Source organism: Burkholderia sp. E168m22 (assembly GCF_001319805.1).
In the GTDB taxonomy this organism is placed as follows: Bacteria; Pseudomonadota; Gammaproteobacteria; order Burkholderiales; family Burkholderiaceae; genus Burkholderia; species Burkholderia orbicola.
The window spans coordinates 28,636-48,249 of sequence record NZ_BBSK01000074.1; the positions used below are offsets into that span (position 1 = coordinate 28,636).

General features: G+C 69.1%; 15 protein-coding genes. 7 read left to right on the top strand and 8 right to left on the bottom strand.

The annotated features are described in order from the left end of the window. Positions 1 to 7 precede the first annotated feature (7 nt). From AP428_RS17415 to AP428_RS17425, 3 genes are all read right to left on the bottom strand, one after another. Positions 8 to 781 carry a slipin family protein gene (locus AP428_RS17415; RefSeq protein ID WP_011694808.1) on the bottom strand — a complete coding sequence of 258 codons (774 nt, stop codon included), beginning with the start codon at positions 779 to 781 and terminating at the stop codon, positions 8 to 10. After that, positions 778 to 2,337 (bottom strand): nodulation protein NfeD, encoded by a 1,560-nt coding sequence (locus tag AP428_RS17420; RefSeq protein ID WP_011547200.1) that lies wholly within the window; start codon positions 2,335 to 2,337, stop codon positions 778 to 780. The genes AP428_RS17415 and AP428_RS17420 overlap by 4 nt, the downstream gene beginning before the upstream one ends. A gap of 123 nt (positions 2,338 to 2,460) precedes the next feature. Next, entirely contained in the window at positions 2,461 to 3,495 is a 1,035-nt protein-coding gene (locus AP428_RS17425) for an AraC family transcriptional regulator (RefSeq protein ID WP_011547201.1), read from the bottom strand. A 137-nt stretch (positions 3,496 to 3,632) separates the two neighbouring features. Here AP428_RS17425 and AP428_RS17430 point away from each other — a divergent pair, with 137 nt between their 5' ends. The 6 genes from AP428_RS17430 to AP428_RS17455 all read left to right on the top strand — a co-directional run bounded on the left by AP428_RS17430 (position 3,633) and on the right by AP428_RS17455 (position 11,162). Then, positions 3,633 to 4,766 carry an acyl-CoA dehydrogenase family protein gene (locus tag AP428_RS17430; RefSeq protein ID WP_011547202.1) on the top strand — a complete coding sequence of 378 codons (1,134 nt, stop codon included), beginning with the start codon at positions 3,633 to 3,635 and terminating at the stop codon, positions 4,764 to 4,766. A gap of 198 nt (positions 4,767 to 4,964) precedes the next feature. Then, positions 4,965 to 6,671, top strand: a complete 1,707-nt coding sequence (locus AP428_RS17435; RefSeq protein WP_011547203.1) for an AMP-binding protein — start codon at positions 4,965 to 4,967, stop codon at positions 6,669 to 6,671. Between the two features lie 116 nt (positions 6,672 to 6,787). Next, positions 6,788 to 8,317, top strand: a complete 1,530-nt coding sequence (locus AP428_RS17440; RefSeq protein WP_011694807.1) for a CoA-acylating methylmalonate-semialdehyde dehydrogenase — start codon at positions 6,788 to 6,790, stop codon at positions 8,315 to 8,317. A gap of 18 nt (positions 8,318 to 8,335) precedes the next feature. Next, on the top strand, positions 8,336 to 9,235 hold the full coding sequence (gene mmsB / locus AP428_RS17445; RefSeq protein WP_006480765.1) for a 3-hydroxyisobutyrate dehydrogenase: 900 nt from the start codon (positions 8,336 to 8,338) through the stop codon (positions 9,233 to 9,235). After that, entirely contained in the window at positions 9,235 to 10,026 is a 792-nt protein-coding gene (locus tag AP428_RS17450; protein ID WP_011547205.1) for an enoyl-CoA hydratase, read from the top strand. The genes mmsB and AP428_RS17450 overlap by 1 nt, the downstream gene beginning before the upstream one ends. After that, entirely contained in the window at positions 10,023 to 11,162 is a 1,140-nt protein-coding gene (locus AP428_RS17455; RefSeq protein ID WP_011547206.1) for an enoyl-CoA hydratase/isomerase family protein, read from the top strand. The genes AP428_RS17450 and AP428_RS17455 overlap by 4 nt, the downstream gene beginning before the upstream one ends. An 86-nt stretch (positions 11,163 to 11,248) precedes the next feature. Here the strand turns inward: AP428_RS17455 and AP428_RS17460 are convergent, their stop codons facing one another. Beyond that, positions 11,249 to 12,154, bottom strand: coding sequence for a LysR family transcriptional regulator (locus AP428_RS17460; protein WP_012339624.1), 906 nt, complete (start codon positions 12,152 to 12,154; stop codon positions 11,249 to 11,251). A 185-nt stretch (positions 12,155 to 12,339) separates the two neighbouring features. Here AP428_RS17460 and AP428_RS17465 point away from each other — a divergent pair, with 185 nt between their 5' ends. Continuing rightward, on the top strand, positions 12,340 to 13,878 hold the full coding sequence (locus AP428_RS17465; protein ID WP_011547208.1) for an MFS transporter: 1,539 nt from the start codon (positions 12,340 to 12,342) through the stop codon (positions 13,876 to 13,878). 44 nt (positions 13,879 to 13,922) lie between these two features. Here the strand turns inward: AP428_RS17465 and AP428_RS17470 are convergent, their stop codons facing one another. From AP428_RS17470 to AP428_RS17485, 4 genes are all read right to left on the bottom strand, one after another. Beyond that, entirely contained in the window at positions 13,923 to 15,293 is a 1,371-nt protein-coding gene (locus AP428_RS17470) for an efflux transporter outer membrane subunit (protein WP_172593238.1), read from the bottom strand. Positions 15,294 to 15,308: 15 nt separating this feature from the next. Continuing rightward, the gene (locus AP428_RS17475; protein ID WP_011694806.1) at positions 15,309 to 17,354 is read right to left on the bottom strand and encodes a MacB family efflux pump subunit; all 2,046 of its coding nucleotides are present in this window, start codon (positions 17,352 to 17,354) and stop codon (positions 15,309 to 15,311) included. A gap of 2 nt (positions 17,355 to 17,356) precedes the next feature. After that, the gene (locus tag AP428_RS17480) at positions 17,357 to 18,550 is read right to left on the bottom strand and encodes an efflux RND transporter periplasmic adaptor subunit (protein ID WP_011547212.1); all 1,194 of its coding nucleotides are present in this window, start codon (positions 18,548 to 18,550) and stop codon (positions 17,357 to 17,359) included. Between the two features lie 408 nt (positions 18,551 to 18,958). Then, entirely contained in the window at positions 18,959 to 19,540 is a 582-nt protein-coding gene (locus AP428_RS17485) for an HD domain-containing protein (RefSeq protein ID WP_011547213.1), read from the bottom strand. Positions 19,541 to 19,614 lie beyond the last annotated feature (74 nt).

Consider the following 19,614-nt stretch of genomic DNA (forward strand, 5'->3'; position numbering starts at 1 on the left):
GCGCGTCTTAAGGCTCGCGCGACGGGCCCAGCCGATCCAGCAACGCCCCCAGCAGATCGACCGGCAGCGGAAACACGATCGTCGAATTCTTGTCCGCCGCGATCGTCGTCAGCGTCTGCAGATAGCGCAACTGCATCGCCTGCGGCTGCAGCGCGAGCCGCTGCGCGGCCTGCAGCAGCTTCTCCGACGCCTGAAGCTCACCTTCCGCATGAATCACCTTCGCGCGCCGCTCGCGCTCGGCTTCCGCCTGCCGCGCAATCGCGCGGATCATCGTCTCGTTCAGGTCGACGTGCTTGATCTCGACCGTCGACACCTTGATCCCCCACGCATCGGTCTGCGCGTCGAGCGTCTTCTGGATGTCCGCGTTCAATTGTTCGCGCTCGGCGAGCAGCGCGTCGAGTTCGTGCTTGCCGAGCACCGCGCGCAGCGTCGTCTGCGCGAGCTGGCTCGTCGCCTCGAAGAAGCGCGCGACCTGGATCACGGCCTTCTCCGGATCGACGACGCGGAAATACACGACCGCATTGACCTTCACCGACACGTTGTCGCGCGTGATCACGTCCTGCGCCGGCACGTCGAACACGACGGTGCGCAGGTCGATCCGCACGACCTGCTGGACGATCGGGATGATCAGCACCAGCCCCGGCCCCTTCACTTTCCAGAACCGGCCGAGCATGAACACGACGCCGCGCTCGTACTCGCGAAAGATGCGGATCGACGACGCGACGAGCACCACGACGAAGACGACGAGGACGCTGCTGAAGCCGAACGTGTAACCGATCATGAAGGTTCTCCCTGCGGATGGGCGGGGGCGGGCGCGTCGTAGAGCGGCGCAACCGTCAGCGTCAGCCCGTGGCGGCCGGTGACGCGCACGCGGCAGCCGGCGGCCAGCGGCGTGCTGCTCGCCACGCGCCAGCGCTCGCCGTGCACGCGCGCCCAGCCGGCGGCCGACGAGGGTGCACCGGCCGCGCCTGGCGGCTGGTCCGGCTGCAGGCCGTCGTCGAGCACTTCGCCGATGCTGCCGAGCATCGCCTCGGCGCCCGTCACGACCGGGCGCCGCCGCGCGCGCAGCGCGACGCTCGACACGCCCGCGACGAGCAGCGCGCCGCCGAGCGCGAGGCTCGCGATCACGGGCCACGGAATCCCGTAGCCGGGCACGTCGGTGTCGATCAGCATCAGCGCGCCGATCGTGAACGCGACGATGCCGCCGAACCCCAGCACGCCGAAGGTCGGCAGGAACGCCTCCGCGACGAGGCAGCCGAGCCCGAGCAATACGAGGCCGAGGCCCGCATAGCTGACCGGCAGCAACTGCATCGCGAACAGCCCGACCAGCAGGCAGATCGTGCCGGCGACGCCCGGCAGCACGAAACCGGGGTTCGCGAATTCGAAGAAGAGGCCGTAGATGCCGATCGTCAGCAGGATCAGCGCGACGTTCGGATCGGCGATGATCGCGAGGAAGCGGCTGCGCCAGTCGGGCGCGAGCACGACGAGCGGCGCGTGCGCGGTCGCCAGATGCAGCGTGCCGGCGGTCGTCGTCACCGCGCGGCCGTCGAGCTGGCGCGCGAGATCGGCCGGGTCCTGCGCGATCAGGTCGACCACATGCTGCGCGCGCGCCTCGTTCGCCGACAGGCTCACGGCCTCGCGCACCGCGCGCTCGGCCCATTCGGCGTTGCGTCCGCGCAATTGCGCGAGGCCGCGGATGTATGCGGACGCGTCCTGCATCGCCTTGCGGATCTCGGTCGATTGCGTGTCGGTCAGCAGCATGGCGGCCGCGTCCGACACGCCAGACGCACCGGACGCACCCGATGCGCCAGTCGGTCGCGGTGCACCGGGATTCGCGCCCGGCGGTGCGCCACCGCCGATGCCGAACTGCACGGGCGACGCCGCGCCGAGGTTGGTGCCGGGCGCCATCGCCGCGACGTGGCTCGCATAGACGATGTAGGTGCCCGCGCTCGCCGCCCGCGCGCCGCCCGGCGCGACGAACGCGGCGACCGGCACCGGCGAGCCGAGGATGGCCTTGATGATCTGCCGCATCGACGTATCGAGGCCGCCGGGCGTGTCGAGCTGCAGGATCGCGAGCGGCGCGTGCTCGCGGGCCGCACGGTCGAGCGAACGCACGATGAAATCGGCGCTGGCCGGCCCGATCGCGCCGTTGACGGGAATCACGACGACCGGGTGCGCGGCGGGCGCGTCGGCCGCTGGCGGCGCGGCAACCGCGGCGCACACGACGAGCAGCGCCGCGAACAGCGCGGCGCGCGCGACCCGCGCGGACAGCGGGTGACGGGGGCGGCCGTCGGGCGCGGCAGGCGCCGGCGGCGGGCCATGACGATGAAAGCGCATCGGGACGTCCGGGCGGCGCGCGGCCGCGTGCCGTCCGGCTGGCGGAAAGGGCGTGGGCCCGATGCTTGAAGATTAGGCGGTTTCGGCCGAAAGCGCGAAGGCGAGGCAGGACTGGCCGCGCATTCAGCCGGCGCCGCCGCCGCGCGCGAGCGCTTCTTCCCGAAACTCGGCCGGGCTGCGCCCGCTCCACTTGCGAAACGCGCGGTAGAACGCGCTCGGCTCCGCGAAACCGGTCGCGGCCGCGACGTCGGCGATCGTGCGGGCCGGGTCGGCCAGCGCCTCGAACGCGAGATCGCGCCTTAGCGTGTCCTTGATCGACTGGTACGCGTGGCCTTCCTGATGCAGCTTGCGGCGCAGCGTGGCTTCGGCCACGTGCAGCCGCGCGGCCATCCCGCCCGCGCCCGGCCACGCGGCGGGCGGCATTCCGCGCAGCACCGCGCGCACCCGCTGCGCGAGCGCGTTCGGGTTGCGGTACTTGACGATGAAGCTGGCCGGCGCGTTGCGCAGGAACGTTTTCAGCGTCTTCGCGTTCTGCACGACCGGCAGCGTCGCGAATTCGGGATCGAAATCGACATACGAATCGGGCTCGTTGAACCGCATGTCGTCGCAGAACATCGACGGGTATTCGTGGTCGGCCGGCGGCGTATCGCAGCGGAAGCTCGCGTGCAGCAGCGGTATGCGCCGGCCGATCAGCCAGCAGGTGAGCCCGTACACGATGATGAAATAGGTCGCGTACGTGAACATCGCGGGCGTCGCGCCGTTGTTGCGGTGCACGAAACGCAGCCGCACGCGCTGCGGGTTCGCGTCGAGCTCCGCGTGCAGGTCGTCGAGCACGCAGTGCATGAAGTTCACCGCGCGCGCCATCGCGTGCAGCCCGTCGCGTGCGGACAGCGCCGCCTGGCTCATCGCGATGAAGCTGCCGCTGCGCATCGGATGGCGATCCTGCCCGAAAAACTCGTCGTCGAGCGTGCGCGCGATCGCGTTCCACAGCGCGCCGTATTGCTGCGCGGACACGCGTGCGCGCGGCTGCGCGAGCAGCGCGGGCGCGATGCCGGCCTGCGCGAGCAGCGGCTCGGCCGCGACGCCGCGCCGCGTGGCCAGCGACACGCTGTGCGCGACGAGGCTGATCGCGACGGTTCCCTTGTCTTCCTGCTTCATCGGTGTCGCCGGTGTGGCAAAAACGCTCAGTGTAAATGAGCGACGCGAGCATCGAACAGTCGCGCGCGCTTGCCTACACTTGTTGCATCGAAACGCAAGGACGGTCGCGCCCGGCGGCCGCGGGAGACTGCAGCACCATGGACGAGCTTTACACCGAAGATCAGCGGATGATCCGCGACGCCGCGCGCGCTTTCGCCACCGAGATGCTGGCGCCGAACGCCGCGCAGTGGGACCACGACGCGCACCTGCCCGACGCGATCGTCGCGCAGCTCGGCGAGCTCGGCCTGCTCGGGATGATCGTGCCGCAGGAACTGGGCGGCTCGTATACGGATTACGTGGCGTATGCGCTGGCGATGGAGGAAGTCGCGGCCGGCGACGCCGCGTGCGCGACGATGATGAGCGTGCACAACTCGGTCGGCTGCGGGCCGATCCTCGGCTTCGGCACGCCCGCGCAGAAGGATCGCTGGCTGGCCGACATGGCGGCCGGCCGCGTGATCGGCGCATTCTGCCTGACCGAGCCGCATGCCGGTTCCGAGGCGAACAACCTGCGCACGCGGGCCGAACTGCGCGACGGCCAATGGGTGCTGAACGGCGCGAAGCAGTTCGTGACCAACGGCCAGCGCGCCGGTGTCGCGATCGTTTTTGCCATGACGGACCCGGAAGCCGGCAAGCGCGGCATTTCCGCGTTCCTGGTGCCGACCGACACGCCCGGCTTCATCGTCGGCAAGCCCGAGAAGAAGATGGGCATCCGCGCATCGGATACGTGCCCGATCACGTTCGAGAACTGCGCGATTCCGGAAGAGAACCTGCTCGGCAATCGCGGCGAAGGGTTGAAGATCGCGCTGTCGAACCTCGAAGGCGGGCGCATCGGCATCGCCGCGCAGGCGCTCGGCATCGCGCGCGCCGCGTTCGACAAGGCGCGCCGCTATGCGGGCGAGCGCGTGCAGTTCGGCAAGCCGATCGCCGAGCATCAGGCGATCCAGCAGAAGCTCGCCGACATGGCCGTGCAGATCAACGCCGCGCGCCTGCTCGTGCATCACGCGGCGAAGCTGCGCACGGCCGGGCTGCCGTGTCTGTCGGAAGCGTCGCAGGCGAAGCTGTTCGCGTCCGAGATGGCCGAGCGCGTGTGTTCGGATGCGATCCAGATCCACGGCGGCTACGGCTACCTGGTCGATTACGAAGTCGAGCGTCACTATCGCGACGCGCGCATCACGCAGATTTACGAAGGCACCAGCGAAGTGCAGCGGATGGTGATCGCGCGGCAGCTGTGAGCCGCGACGTGCGCCCATCCGGCATCACGCAGTCGAACAAACGGTCGAACAAGCAGGCACACGAGACAGGCACGAGGGCAGCGCGGCAAACGCGGCACGCAACGACGTGACCGTGCGCCGTGCAACACGGAACCGGGCAAGTGCCGCAGCACCTGCGCCGGTTGACCGCTGGGCATGGAGACTGGACGGAGACGACACATGACGGTACAGGCATTCCTGGACGCACGCGACTTCCTGCTGCGCCATCGCACCGACTACGACACCGCGTATCGCGATTTCGCATGGCCGGTGCTCGATGCGTTCAACTGGGCGCTCGACTACTTCGACCCGATGGCGCGCGGCAACGACCAGCCCGCGCTGTGGATCGTCGATGCGGCGACCGGCACGGGCGATCCGTATTCGTTCGCGCAGATGTCCGAGCGTTCGTCGCGGATCGCGAACTGGTTGCGTTCGATCGGCGTCGGGCGCGGCGACCGCATCCTGTTGATGCTGCCGAATCGGGTCGAGTTGTGGGACGCGATGCTGGCCGCGATGAAGCTCGGCGCGATCGTGCTGCCCGCCACCACGCAACTGTCGCCCGACGACGTGCGCGACCGCGTGCAGATCGGCGGCGCGACCTACGCGATCGTCGACGAGCACGAAACCGCGAAGTTCGAGCAGGCCGGCCTCGGCCTCAAGCAGAAAATCGTCGCCGGCGTGCCGCGCGAAGGCTGGCTCGCGATGAACGACGGCTATGCGGCGAGCGCCGCGTTCGAGCCGGACGCCGTCACGCACGCGAACGATCCGATGCTGCTGTACTTCACGTCGGGCACGACGTCGAAGCCGAAGCTCGTCGAGCATACGCACCGCACCTATCCGATCGGGCACCTGTCGACGATGTACTGGGTCGGCCTGCAACCGGGCGACATCCACTGGAACATCAGCTCGCCGGGCTGGGCGAAGCACGCGTGGAGCTGCTTCTTCGCGCCGTGGAATGCGCAGGCGTGCGTGTTCGCGTTCAACTATGCGCGCTTCGAGCCGAAGGTCGTGCTCGATGCGCTCGTCAAGTATCGGGTGACGACGCTGTGCGCGCCGCCGACCGTGTGGCGCATGCTGGTGCAGCAGCCGCTCGCGTCGTTCGACGTGAAGCTGCGCGAGATCGTCGGCGCGGGCGAGCCGCTGAATCCCGAGATCATCGAGCGCGTGAAGAAGGCCTGGAACATCTCGATTCGCGACGGCTACGGCCAGACCGAGACGACCTGCCTGATCGGCAATTCGCCGGGCCAGCCGGTAGTCGCCGGCTCGATGGGCCGGCCGCTGCCCGGCTACCGGATCGCGCTGCTCGACCCGGACGGCGCGCCGGTGACCGAAGGCGAGGTCGCGCTGCCGATCGGTGACGACGTCACGCGCCCGGTCGGGCTGATGAAGGGCTACGCGAACAATCCCGATGCGACGGCTCATGCGATGCGCGACGGTCACTACCGTACGTCGGACATCGCGATGCGTCGCGACGATGGCTACTACGTGTACATCGGCCGCGCAGACGACGTGTTCAAGTCGTCCGACTATCGGCTGAGCCCATTCGAACTGGAAAGCGTGCTGATCGAGCATCCGGCGATCGCGGAAGCGGCCGTCGTGCCGAGCCCGGACCCGGTGCGGTTGTCGGTGCCGAAGACCTTCATCACGCTGCGTCAGGGCTACGAGGAAAGCCCCGCGCTCGCGCTGGAGATCTTCCGTTTCTCGCGCGAGAAGCTCGCGCCGTACAAGCGCATCCGTCGCCTGCAGTTCGCGGAACTGCCGAAGACGATCTCGGGGAAGATCCGCCGCGTCGAGCTGCGCCGCCGCGAGATCGAGCGTGGCGACGACGCGACCGAGCGCATGCCCGGCGAGTACTGGGAAGAAGATTTCGCCAACGAACTGAAATGACCGGCTGCGGGCCGTGCGCGCCGCTTTTTTTTCGGCGCGCCGCCCGCCGCCTCGCTGAACCGAACCGGCCGCGCGTCGCACGACGCCACGCGGCCCACTGCAAGGAGAAAACGCTGATGAACGCGAATCCGACGCCCCGCACGGGGCAAGACGTGCCGACGGTCAAGCTGCTGATCGACGGCGCCTTCGTCGAGTCCACCACCAGCGAGTGGCGCGACATCGTCAACCCGGCGACGCAGCAGGTGCTCGCGCGCGTGCCGTTCGCGACCGTCGCGGAAGTCGACGCGGCCGTGCAGGCCGCGCACGCCGCGTATGCGACGTGGAAGAACACGCCGATCGCCGCGCGCATGCGCATCATGCTGAAGTTCCAGGATCTGGTGCGCGCGAACCAGCAGCGCATCGCGAAGACGCTGACGGCTGAACAGGGCAAGACGATTCCCGACGCCGAAGGCGACATCTTCCGCGGCCTCGAAGTGGTCGAGCACGCATGCTCGATCGGCACGCTGCAGCTTGGCGAATTCGCGGAGAACGTCGCGGGCGGCGTCGACACCTACACGCTGCGCCAGCCGCTCGGCGTGTGCGCGGGCATCACGCCGTTCAATTTCCCCGCGATGATTCCGCTGTGGATGTTCCCGATGGCGATCGTGTGCGGCAACACGTTCGTGCTGAAGCCGTCGGAGCAGGACCCGATGTCGACGATGGAACTCGTCGAGCTCGCGCTCGAAGCCGGCGTACCGAAAGGCGTGCTGAATGTCGTGCACGGCGGCAAGGAAGTCGTCGACGCGATCTGCACGCATCCGCTCGTGAAGGCGATCTCGTTCGTCGGTTCGACCGCCGTCGGCACGCACGTGTACAACCTCGGCAGCCAGCACGGCAAGCGCGTGCAGTCGATGATGGGCGCGAAGAACCACGCGATCGTACTGCCCGACGCGAATCGCGAGCAGGCGATCAATGCGCTCGTCGGCGCGGGCTTCGGCGCGGCCGGCCAGCGCTGCATGGCGACGTCCGTCGCGGTGCTGGTGGGCCAGGCGCGCGAATGGCTGCCCGACCTCGTCGCGAAGGCGAAGACGCTGAAGGTCAACGCGGGCTCGGAAGCGGGCACCGACGTCGGGCCGGTCGTGTCGCGCGGTGCGAAGGCGCGGATTCTGTCGCTGATCGACATGGGCATCAAGGAAGGCGCGAAGCTCGAACTCGACGGCCGCGACGTGAAGGTCGCCGGCTTCGAGGAAGGCAACTTCATCGGGCCGACGATCTTCTCCGGCGTGAAAACCGACATGACGATCTACACGCATGAAATCTTCGGGCCCGTGCTGGTCGTGATGGAAGTCGACACGCTCGACGAAGCGATCGCGCTCGTCAACGCGAACCCGATGGGCAACGGCGTGGGCATCTTCACGCAGAGCGGCGCGGCGGCACGCAAGTTCCAGAGCGAGATCGACGTTGGCCAGGTCGGCATCAACATCCCGATTCCGGTGCCCGTGCCGTTCTTCAGCTTTACCGGTTCGCGCGGCTCGAAGCTCGGCGACCTCGGCCCGTACGGCAAGCAGGTCGTGCAGTTCTACACGCAGACCAAGACGGTCACCGCGCGCTGGTTCGACGACGACACGACGGCCGGCCCGGTGAACACGACGATCCGGCTGCATTGAGCGGCGGAGGACACCAACATGAAAATCGGATTTATCGGCCTCGGCCACATGGGCGCGCCGATGGCGCTGAACCTGCTGAAAGCCGGCCACGACGTGCATGCGTTCGACCTGAGCGCCGACGCATTGCGCGCGCTGCAGGACGCCGGCGCGCAGGTGGCAGCTTCCCCGCGCGATGCGGCATCGGGCGCGACGTTCGTGATCACGATGCTGCCGGCCGCGCCGCACGTGCGCTCGGTGCTGTCCGGCGAGAACGGCGTGCTGGCCGGCCTCGGTGCGGGCGCGACCGTGATCGATTCGAGCACGATCGACCCGGCGAGTGCGCAGGCGTTCGGCGCGCTGGTGCGCGAGCACGGCGGCGCGTTCGTCGATGCGCCGGTGTCGGGCGGCACCGGCGGCGCGGCGGCCGGCACGCTGACCTTCATGGTCGGCGGCAGCGACGCGGATTTCGAGCGCGTGAAGCCGGTGCTCGCCGGGATGGGCAAGAACATCGTCCATTGCGGCGCGACCGGGATGGGGCAGGTCGCGAAGGTTTGCAACAACCTCGTGCTCGGCATCTCGATGGCGGCGGTGTCGGAAGCGATGTCGCTCGGCGTCGCGCTCGGCATCGACCCGAAGGTGCTGGCCGGCATCGTCAACACGTCGACGGGCCGCTGCTGGAGTTCGGACACCTACAACCCGTATCCGGGCGTGATCGAGACCGCGCCGTCCTCGCGCGGCTACTCGGGCGGCTTCGGCACCGACCTGATGCTGAAGGATCTCGGCCTCGCGAACGATGCGGCGAAGCAGGCGCGCCAGCCCGTCTATCTCGGCGCGCTCGCGCAGCAGCTGTACCAGACGATGAGCAGCCGCGGCGACGGCCAGCTCGATTTCTCGGCGGTGATCCGCCTGTATCAACCGGCCACGAAGAAGGACGCGTGATGATCGAACTCGACTATGTCGACGACGGCGCGATCGCGTGCGCGACGCTCAAGCGTCCGCCCGCGAACGCCTTTACCGCCGACGGGCTGCAGCAGTTGCAGGCCACCGTCGCCGAACTGAATGCGAACCCGCGCGTGCGTGCGCTGGTGATCACCGGCGACGGCCCGAAGTTCTTCAGCGCGGGTGCCGACCTCAACACGTTCGCCGACGGCGATCGCGCGGTCGCGCGCGCGATGGCGGCGCGCTTCGGCGCGGCGTTCGAGGCGCTGCACGACGCACGTGTCGTGACGATCGCGGCGATCAACGGCTATGCGATGGGCGGCGGCCTCGAATGCGCGCTCGCATGCGACCTGCGGATCGCGGAGACGCATGCGCAGATGGCGCTGCCCGAGCCGTCGGTCGGCCTGCTGCCGTGCGGGCTCGGCACGCAGACGCTGCCCTGGCTCGTCGGCGAAGGCTGGGCGAAGAAGATCATCCTGACCGGCGCGCGCGTCGACGCGGCCACCGCGCTGCGGATCGGCCTCGTCGAGGACGTGGTGGAAAGCGGCGCCGCGCGCGAGGCGGCACTCGCGCTGGCGCGCAACGTCGCGCGGCAAAGCCCGCACGCGGTGGCTTACAGCAAGGAGCTGATCGGCCTTGCACGTCGCGGTGTGCCGCGAAGCGCGGCGCTCGCGGTCGAACGCGAACGCTTCGTCGACCTGTTCGACACGGCCGATCCGCGCGAGGGCGTGGCGGCGTTCCTGGGCAAGCGCGCGCCGCAGTGGCGCACCGATGGAGAGTCGCAACGATGAGTACGCCGGTGACGAATCACGACGCATTCGCGGAGCACGCGCCCGAGGTGCTGTTTCGCGTGGTGAACCGCGTGGCGCTGATCACGCTGAACCGGCCGGCCGCGCTCAACGCGCTGTCGTACGCGATGATCGGCGAGCTGGCCGCGCTGTTCGAGCGCTGCCGCCACGACGACCAGATCGTCGCGGTCGTGCTGCGCGGCGCGGGCGAGAAGGGCTTCTGCGCGGGCGGCGACGTGCGTGCGTTGTACAAGATGGTCGCGCAGCGCGAGACCTGGCTGCCGTTCTTCGTCGACGAATACCGGCTCGACTACGCGATCCATATGTTCCCGAAGCCGGTGGTCGCGCTGATGGACGGCGTGACGATGGGCGGCGGTATGGGCCTCGCGCAGGGCGCGGCGCTGCGCGTCGCGACCGAGCGCAGCAAGATCGCGATGCCGGAAACGCGCATCGGCCTCGTGCCCGACGTGGGTGCGACGCATTTCCTGTCGGGCATGCCGGTTGAACTCGAACTGTACGTGGGGCTGACCGGCGCGATGCTGTCGGGCGCCGACGCGCTCACCGCGAAGCTCGCGGACCTGTGCGTGCCGTCCGCATGGCTCGACACGTTCGAGACGCGCATCGAAAGCGTGAAGTGGGACGGCGATGCGCTGCCGTTGCTGCGCAAGGTGTTCGAGCCGCCGTGCAACGTGGTGCCGCATGCGGCGCTCGACAGCCAGATGCCGTGGATCGTCCGCCATTTCGACAAGCGCTCGAGCGTCGAGCGGATCGTCGCGACGCTCACGCAGGAGCTGACGCGCGACGAGCTGGCACGCGAGCACCGCCAATGGCTGCAGGCGACGCTCGACGCGCTCGCGAGCCATTCGCCGACGATGCTCGCCGTGACGCGCGAGGCGCTGCTGCGCGGCCGGCAGATGACGCTCGCGGAGTCGTTCCGGATGGAGCTCGGCATCGTGGCGCGCGCGATCGAGGAAGGCGATTTCTGCGAAGGCGTGCGCGCGCATCTCGTCGACAAGGATCGCAAGCCGCGCTGGGCGCCTGCGTCGCTCGTCGAGCTGCGCGCCGAACGCGTGCGGCATTTCCTGACGTCGCCGTGGAAACTGTTCGCGCATCCGCTCGCCGATCTCGGCGCGGCGTGATCGTCGCGTGACGGCCCGACGCGCCCGTGCGGCGCGTCGGTTGCCGCGCATTGCCTTCCTTTGCGTCCGCGCTCGGCGCCTGGCGCTCAGCGCTCGATCATCGGCGGTACCGCCTCCACGAGCGCATCGATCACGCAGCGCGTCTTGCGTGGCAGGTAGCGCGTTTTCGGCCAGATCGCATGAATGTCGCCTTCGCAGACGAAACAGCGATCGAGCACGACCACCATCTCCCCGCGCTTCACGTAGTGATCGAGCAGCCAGCTCGGCAGCCACGCGATCCCGAACCCCGACGCACCGGCCGCCGCGATCGCCTGCACGTCGTCGAAACTGAGCTGGTGCGGCATGTCGATGTGGACGCTCGAGCCGTCCGGCGCACGCAGGTACCACGGCTGCACGACGCCCGAGCGTGAATACGCGATCGTGCGGTGGTTTTTCAGATCGTCGAGCGATTGCGGTGTGCCGTGGCGAGCGAGATACGACGGCGCCGCGCCGAGGCTCCCGTATTGCGTGCCGAGCCGCCGCACCGCGAGGCTCGTGCTGTCGGCGAGCGGGCCGATCCGCACCGCGAGGTCGATCCCTTCCTCGACGAGATCGACGAAACGGTCGGTGATCGACACGTCGATCCGCAGGTGCGGGTAAGTGCGCGCGAGGTCGAGCACGATCGGCGTCACGCAGTGATGCCCGAATGCGAGCGGCACGCTCAGCCGCAGCTTGCCGCGCGCCTCGTGGCGGCCGCAGTCGAGATCGGCTTCCGCCGCTTCCAGTTCCGCCAGCGCGCGCACGCAGCGGTCGTAGTACGCCTGGCCGTCGTCGGTCAGGCTCTGGCTGCGCGTCGTGCGCTGCAGCAGCCGCGCGCCGAGCCGCTTCTCGAGCCGCGCGATCGCCTTGCCGACGGCCGAGCGCGTCATGTCGAGCCGTTCCGCGGCGAGCGCGAAGCTGCCGGATTCCACGACCTGGACGAAGGTCGTCACGCCGTCGAGTCTGTCGGTCATGGCGGGTTGTGCGTTGCATCGATTGGGGCCTGAGATTCCCCAGTCCATGGAAACGGGTGCGTCAATGGGGAGGTGAATTCTCACTATAGTACCGATTCCCGCCCAGCGTGCGTCGCCGGCCGCGCGCGGCGAATCCTACTCACCTGGAGGCGCGCGGCCTGTCGCCGGGCCGCCGCGCAATACGCATGACGCTATCCGACTCCCGCAGGAATGCGGTCGCGCTCGCGGCCGTCTGTCTCACGTCGCTGATGTTCGGCCTCGAGATCTCGAGCGTGCCGGTGATCCTGCCGACGCTCGAACACGTGCTGCATGGCGATTTCAACGGCATGCAGTGGATCATGAACGCGTACACGATCGCGTGTACGACGGTGCTGATGGCGGCCGGCACGCTTGCGGACCGGTTCGGCCGCAAGCGCGTGTACGTCATCGGCACCGTGCTGTTCGGCGCGACGTCGCTGCTGTGCGGGCTCGCGCCGAACGTGCCGGTGCTCGTCGCGGGCCGGCTGCTGCAGGGCGCGAGCGGCGGCGCGATGCTGATCTGCCAGATCGCCGTGCTGTCGCACCAGTTCCGCGAAGGGCGCGAGCGCGGCCGCGCGTTCGGAATCTGGGGGATCGTGTTCGGCATCGGGCTCGGCTTCGGGCCGATCGTCGGCGGCGCGATCGTCGCGCTGGCGAGCTGGCCGTGGGTGTTCCTCGTCCATGCGCCGCTCGCGGCCGTCGCGCTCGTGCTGATCGGCGGCGCGGTGCAGGAGTCGCGCGATCCGCATGCGGGCGCGCTCGATGTGGCGGGCATCGTCACGCTGTCGCTCGCGGTGCTCGGCCTCGCGTTCTACATCACCCAAAGCGCCGAACTCGGGCTGACGAGCGCGGCCGGCCTCGGTGTGCTCGGTGCGACCGTGCTCGCGGTGCTCGGCTTCGTCATCGCGGAGCGCGCCAGCGCACGGCCGATGTTCGACTTCTCGGTGTTCCGGATTCGCGCGTTCACCGGCGCGATCTTCGGCTCGATGGGGATGAACTTCAGCTTCTGGCCGTTCATGATCTACCTGCCGATCTGGTTCCAGGTCGCGCTCGGCTACGACAGCGTGACGGCCGGCCTCGCGTTGCTCGCGTACACGCTGCCGACGCTGATCGCGCCGCCGTTCGGCGAACGGCTTGCATTGCGCTACGGGCCGGGCGTCGTGATTCCGGCCGGCCTGTTCACGATCGCGGCCGGTTTCGTGCTGATGCGGTTGGGCAGCGCGGCCGATCATGCGAGCTGGCTGACGATGCTGCCGGGCTGCGTGATCGCCGGCATCGGGCTCGGCTTGACCAATACGCCCGTCACCAACACGACGACGGGCGCGGTGCCGTGTGCGCGGGCCGGGATGGCGTCGGGCATCGACATGAGCGCGCGGATGATCTCGTTGGCGCTGAACATCGCGACGATGGGCTTCGTGCTGGTGGCGGGGATCGTCGCGAGCCTGAAGGGCGGGCCGGCCGGCGCGATCGGCGACGCGGCGCTGCGCCGGCTCGCGCAGGAGATCGCGGCGGGCCGCACCGACGGGCTGCAGGCGATCGCGCCGGCGCTCGCGCAGGCCGACCCGAGCGGCGCGGCGTTGCACGCGGCGCTCGTGCATGGCTTCGGCTGGGTGATGGTGTACGGCGCGGCGGGCGTGGCCCTGCTCGCGACCGCGAGCGCGGTGGCGTTCGCGCCGGCGCGGCGTGGAGCGGCCGTGTGCGAATGACGCGGCCGGCGTGCGGCGGGTGAGGTGCGGCGTGTGACGGCCGGTCAGGAAGTCCCGCCGCCGAGCGCGCGGTAGAGCTTCATCTGGTTGTTGAGCCGGTTCAGACGCGTCAGTTCGTCGGCGCTTTGTGCGCTCCGCAGCACCTGCTGCTGATCGAGCCACGGCTGCACGGCGGTCGCGCCGGCCGCGAAGCGCGCGGCGGCCAGCCGTTCGGCGCGCTGGGCCTGGGCGAGCGACAGCGTGCGCTGTTCGGCTTCGCGTTCGAGCTGCACGCGCGCCGACAGCGCGTTCTCGACTTCCGCGAGCGCCGTGTAGAGCCGCTGGCGGAACCCGACGACCGCTTCCTCGTACTGCGACTTCGACACCCTGATCTGCAACTGCATCGTGTTCCACTGGATGAACGGCAGCGCGAGGCCGAGCCCGAGCGTGCCGACCGGATTCGTCAGCACGCGCTCGAGGCTCGTGCTCGTCGTGCCGGCGCTGCCGGTCAGCGTGAAGGTCGGATAGAAGCTGGTGCGCGTCGCGTCGACCTGCGCAAGCGATTCGCGCAGCCGGAATTCCGCCGCACGCAGGTCGGGGCGCCGGCCGAGCAGGCTGGCGGGCAGGCCGGCCGCCACGTCGGGCGGTGCGGCGTCGGGCAACGCAGCCGGCTCGGCCGCGCGCTGCTGCGGCGGCCGGTCGAACAGGATCGCGAGCGCGTGGCGGTTCTCGGTGCGCTGCTGGATCAGCTGCGTCTGCGCCGCGCGTTGCGCGGCGAGGCTCTGTTCGGCCTGCGCGAGGTCGAGCCCCGACACGGCGCCGGCCGTGTGCCGCGACCGCACGAGCGCGAGCGTGCGCTCCGCATACGCAATATTCGCGTCGCCGAGCGCGATCTGCCGGTTCAGATAGCCGATCTGCCAGTACAGCGCCGCGGTCGTGCCGATCAGCGACAGCCGTGCGGCTTCCAGATCGTCGGCGGTCGCGTCGGCCTCCCAGTGCGCGGCGTCGCGCAGCGCGGCCAGCCGGCCCCACAGGTCGAGTTCATAGCTGAGCGAACCATTGACACCGCTCGAACGGCTCATCTGGTGCGTGTCGAGCGTACGCGATACGGCGCCGTTCGCGCCGAGCGTCACGTTGGGCGTCAGGTTCGTATCGACGAGCCCGGCCTGCAACTGTGCGCGATACACGCGGATCGCCGCGATCGCGAGATCGTTGTTGGCGCGCAGCGCGTCGTCGATCAATGCGTCGAGTTGCGGATCGCCGAAACTGCGCCACCAGTCGCCCGTGGCGGCCGGCGCGTCGGCCGCGACCGGCGCGGCCCAGTTCGCGGGCATCGCGACGGCGGGCAGCGGATCATGGCGCGCACCCGCGCAGCCGGCGAGCAGTGCGGCCGCGCACGCGAATGCGCCGAGACGGTGAAGCGGGGAGGAATGCATGATGGCCATGTTTCGTCAGTCGCGCGCGAGCGCATCGATCGGGTCGAGCCGCGACGCGTTGCGCGCGGGCATGAAGCCGAAAATCACGCCGGTGAGCGTCGAGCACACGAACGCCGTCACGATCGCGCCGGCCGAGAACACCATCTTCCACTGCGCGACGAACACCGAGAACAGCGCGCCGAGCCCGAACGACAGCGCGATGCCGATCGTGCCGCCGAGCAGGCAGACGAGCACGGCCTCGACGAGGAACTGCTGCAGGATGTCGGACTGGCGCGCACCGACCGCCATCCGGATGCCGATCTCGCGCGTGCGCTCGGTGACCGACACCAGCATGATGTTCATCACGCCGATCCCGCCGACCACGAGCGAGATCACCGCGATCAGCGACAGCAGCAGTGTGAGTGACTGGCCGGTCTTCTCGACGGTCTTGACCACGCTGTCCATGTTGTACGTGAAGAAGTCCTTGCGGCCGTGGCGCTGGATCATCAGCTTCTCGAGGCTTTTCTCGGCGGCGGCGCTCGGCTGCCCGTCGCGCACGCGCACGGTGATGCTGTCGAGATAGCGCTGGCCGAACAGGCGCCCGCTCGCGGTCGTGTACGGCACCCACACGTTCAGGCTCTTCACGCTGCCGAACGCGCTCTTCTTGTCGGCGGTCACACCGATCACGACGCACGGCACGTTGTCGACCAGGATCGCTTCGCCGACCGGATTGCGCGTCGCGCCGAACAGCTTGCGGCGCGTGTTCTGGTCGATCACGGCCACTTGCGCCTGGCGGCGCACCGCATCGTCGTCGAACGGGACGCCGAGCGCGAAGCGCATTCCGCGCGTCTGGAAGTAGCTGTCGCCGACGCCGCTCACGAGCGCGTGGACGTCGACGTTGCGGTAGCGCAGCAGCAGCGTGCGCGACGTTTCGGGCGTCGCGCTGTCGACGTACGGCTGCTCGGCGAGCGCGGCGACGTCGGCGGGCACGAGCGTCTGGATCGTGTCCGCGCGGCTGTCGCCCCAGTCGGAGCCCGGATAGAGGCTGATCGTATTGGTGCCGATGCTGCCGATTTCTTCGAGCATGTAGCGCTTCGCGCCTTCGCCGACCGCGACGATCGACACGACCGACGTAATGCCGATGATGATGCCGAGCATCGTCAGCAGCGTGCGCAGCCGGTGCGACACGAGCGCGATCCACGCCATCCGGCATGCTTCGGCGAAACGGCCGGTGCCGGCGGCGAAGCGTCGGGCGCGGGGGGCGGGATCGGCGGCGGTATCGTTATTGGCGGGCGGCGGTGCGTCGCCGGAAGCCGGCGCGGACCGCGTGTCGGCTGCCGTTTCCGTCGTTGCGGCCGCGCCGACGCCCACTTCCGCGAATGCCTCCGCGTAGTGGCGGTTCGGCCGGTCCGCGACGATCTCGCCGTCGCTGATCTCGATGATGCGCCGCGCATGGCGCGCCACGGCCTTGTCGTGCGTGACGATCACGATCGTATGGCCGAGCGCGTTCAGCTCGTGCAGGATGCGGATCACGTCCTGGCCGCTTTTCGTGTCGAGCGCGCCGGTCGGTTCGTCCGCGAGGATCACCTGGCCGCCGTTCATCAGCGCGCGCGCGATGCTCACGCGCTGCTGCTGGCCGCCGGACAGTTGGCCGGGCCGGTGATGCGCGCGATCCGCGAGCCCGAGGCGCGCGAGCAGTTCGCGGGCGCGGGCGTGCCGATCGGCGCGCGGGGTGCCCGCGTAGATCGCCGGCATTTCGAGGTTCGCGACCGCGTCGACGTGCGGCAGCAGGTGATAGCGCTGGAACACGAAGCCGAAGTGCTCGCGGCGCAGCTGCGCGAGTTCGTCGCTGTCGAGCATGTGCGTGTCACGTCCGCCGACCGTGTACGTGCCTTCGCTCGGATGATCGAGGCAGCCGAGGATGTTCATCAGCGTCGACTTGCCGGAGCCCGACGCGCCGACGATCGCGACGATCTCGCCCGCGCCGATCGACAGGTTGACGTTGTTCAGCACGACGACGTCCTTGTCGCCGGCCGGAAAGCGTCGCGTGACGGCGGCGAGTTTCAGCAGGGGCTGGCGCATCGTTACACCACGTCCGACAGCGGCGCGCGCTCGTCCGCCGACGCTTCGCCGATCACGACACGCTCGCCGTCCTTCAGGCCGGCCAGTACTTCGACGCGCACGTTGTTGTTGATGCCGATGCGGACGTGGCGCGTTTCCGTGCTGCCGTCGGCGCGCAGCACGCGTACCGCGACGGTGCCGTCCTTGCGCTTCTCGCCGAGCGCGGCGGCCGGGATGCTGAGCGCGTTGCGCGCGTTGCCGAGCACGATGTTGACCTGCGCGGTCATCGCGATGCGCAGCCGGTGCTCGGGATTCGGCACGTCGAACAGCGCGTTGTAGAACACCGCGGCGTTCGGCTTCGCGCCGCCGCCGGCCCCTCCGCCGAGCGCGCTTTGCGCGTCGGCGTAGTTCTGCGGTGCCGGTTCGATCGCGCGCAGCTTGCCGTAGTGACGCTTGTCCGGTTCGCCGAGAATCGTGAAATAAGCGGTCTGGCCGGCGCTCACGCGGATCACGTCCGCTTCCGACACCTGCGCCTTCACGGTCATCGTGTCGAGATTCGCGAGCTTCAGGATCACCGGCGCCTGCTGCTGCGCGATCACGGTCTGGCCTTCCTGCGTGACGATCGCGACGACCTCGCCGTCGATCGGCGCGACGATGCGCGTGTAGCCGAGGTTGGCTTGTGCGGTCTCGATCTGGATGCGGGCCGAACGGATCTGCGCGGCGAGCGACGCGAGGGTCGCGCGCTGCACGTCGAGCGTCGCCTTCGCGGCTTCGAACGATTCGCGCGACGTCGCATCGTCGGGCAGCATCGCCTGCTGGCGGCGGAACGCGAGTTCGGCTTGCGTCAACTGTGCGGCGGTCGATCGTTGCTGCGCGCGCAGGCTTTCTTCGCTGGCGCGCGCCTGGCGCAGTGCGTTTTCCGAGATCACCGGGTCGATCTCGGCGAGCCACTGGCCCTTCGTGACCTTGTCGCCGAGCTTGACCTTCAGCGTCTTCAATTGCCCCGACACCTGCGCGCCGACGTCAACCTGCCTGAACGCCTGCAGCGCGCCGGTCGCGAGCACCGCGTTCTCGAGATCGCCGCGCGTGACCGGCGCGGAAAGGTATTGCGGATGCTTGGTCGGCGCGCAGGCCTTCAGCGTGATGCCGACGGCGATCGCGACGACGGCAAGGGTAGCCAGCACGATGCGCCGGCGGCGATGGGTCTTCTGGGTCATGAGAATGCGGCGAGGATGAAGCCGGCGCCGGCGATGCGTGCGGCCGAGCGGAACGATCCGGTCGGCGTCGCATGCCGGGCATGTTGCCCGCGACGGGTTCCGCGTACGCATCGCGCGGGTGTGCCGAATCGAATCAGGCGTTCATGGTAAGCGAGGAATTCGCGCCAAAACGTGTGGAAATTGTGCTGAATTGTGTGGACGCCGTACCGATATGCGGGCCGGACGGCGCAATTGTCTCGATCTGTGAAAAGGCGGTGATTCGCCGCGCCCGCACTGCTGCCGTGCGGCGACGATCGCCATCATCGGTCGGTCACGTTCCTCGTCGAGCGCGCGCAGCGCATCAACCTGCTCCGGCGTCGGCCCCATTCGTACAGGGGTATGAGCGTGAAGTTTCCCGATCCTGCGAGCCTATGCGCGCTCCCCACCCGCGTCGATCTTGCGCTGCGTATCGGCGTCGACGATTTCGCGGATCGCGCGGAACAGCGGCGCAGCATCGGTATAGCGCCGGCCGTAGCCGAGATTGAACGCATAGTCGAAATCGGGCGGATTGCTGCCCTGGTTGTGCTGCACGATCGTTTCGAGCTTGTCGAGCGCCTTCGCCGCGCGGGCTTCGGGTGAGGCGGCCGCCTCGTATTCGTCCCACAGCGCGACGATCTCGTCGCGCACCGCGCGGTCTAGCGACGCGGTCAGCGTCAGCAGGTCGTCGCGTTCATGTGCGCTCTTGTCGGGATGCGCGGCCTGCTCGATCGCGGGGATGTCGCCGTGCAGCGCCTCGCCGAGGTCGTGGACGACGCACAGTTTCAGCAGCTTCAGCGCGTCGACGCCGGGCAGTGCGTCGGTGAACACGAGCGCCATCAGGCACAGCCGCCAGCTGTGCTCGGCCGTGCTTTCCGGGCGGCCGGCCGACGTGTGGCTGCTGCGCAGCACGTCCTTCAGGCGTTCGGCTTCGCGCAGGAACGCGAGTCGCGCGTGGATCGTATCGGGGTTCATGGTCGGCGTCGTTGCGATGAACCGCCAAGCGTACGCCGGCCGGCCGTGGTGCGTCCACGCATGAAATATGCGCG

What these genes read in the sequence shown, in the direction of transcription:
- AP428_RS17415 (WP_011694808.1), bottom strand. Translation starts at nt 781, where the DNA reads ATGATCGGTTACACGTTCGGCTTCAGCAGCGTCCTCGTCGTCTTCGTC.
- AP428_RS17420 (WP_011547200.1), bottom strand. Translation starts at nt 2,337, where the DNA reads ATGCGCTTTCATCGTCATGGCCCGCCGCCGGCGCCTGCCGCGCCCGAC.
- AP428_RS17425 (WP_011547201.1), bottom strand. Translation starts at nt 3,495, where the DNA reads ATGAAGCAGGAAGACAAGGGAACCGTCGCGATCAGCCTCGTCGCGCAC.
- AP428_RS17430 (WP_011547202.1), top strand. Translation starts at nt 3,633, where the DNA reads ATGGACGAGCTTTACACCGAAGATCAGCGGATGATCCGCGACGCCGCG.
- AP428_RS17435 (WP_011547203.1), top strand. Translation starts at nt 4,965, where the DNA reads ATGACGGTACAGGCATTCCTGGACGCACGCGACTTCCTGCTGCGCCAT.
- AP428_RS17440 (WP_011694807.1), top strand. Translation starts at nt 6,788, where the DNA reads ATGAACGCGAATCCGACGCCCCGCACGGGGCAAGACGTGCCGACGGTC.
- mmsB (WP_006480765.1), top strand. Translation starts at nt 8,336, where the DNA reads ATGAAAATCGGATTTATCGGCCTCGGCCACATGGGCGCGCCGATGGCG.
- AP428_RS17450 (WP_011547205.1), top strand. Translation starts at nt 9,235, where the DNA reads ATGATCGAACTCGACTATGTCGACGACGGCGCGATCGCGTGCGCGACG.
- AP428_RS17455 (WP_011547206.1), top strand. Translation starts at nt 10,023, where the DNA reads ATGAGTACGCCGGTGACGAATCACGACGCATTCGCGGAGCACGCGCCC.
- AP428_RS17460 (WP_012339624.1), bottom strand. Translation starts at nt 12,154, where the DNA reads ATGACCGACAGACTCGACGGCGTGACGACCTTCGTCCAGGTCGTGGAA.
- AP428_RS17465 (WP_011547208.1), top strand. Translation starts at nt 12,340, where the DNA reads ATGACGCTATCCGACTCCCGCAGGAATGCGGTCGCGCTCGCGGCCGTC.
- AP428_RS17470 (WP_172593238.1), bottom strand. Translation starts at nt 15,293, where the DNA reads ATGCATTCCTCCCCGCTTCACCGTCTCGGCGCATTCGCGTGCGCGGCC.
- AP428_RS17475 (WP_011694806.1), bottom strand. Translation starts at nt 17,354, where the DNA reads ATGCGCCAGCCCCTGCTGAAACTCGCCGCCGTCACGCGACGCTTTCCG.
- AP428_RS17480 (WP_011547212.1), bottom strand. Translation starts at nt 18,550, where the DNA reads ATGACCCAGAAGACCCATCGCCGCCGGCGCATCGTGCTGGCTACCCTT.
- AP428_RS17485 (WP_011547213.1), bottom strand. Translation starts at nt 19,540, where the DNA reads ATGAACCCCGATACGATCCACGCGCGACTCGCGTTCCTGCGCGAAGCC.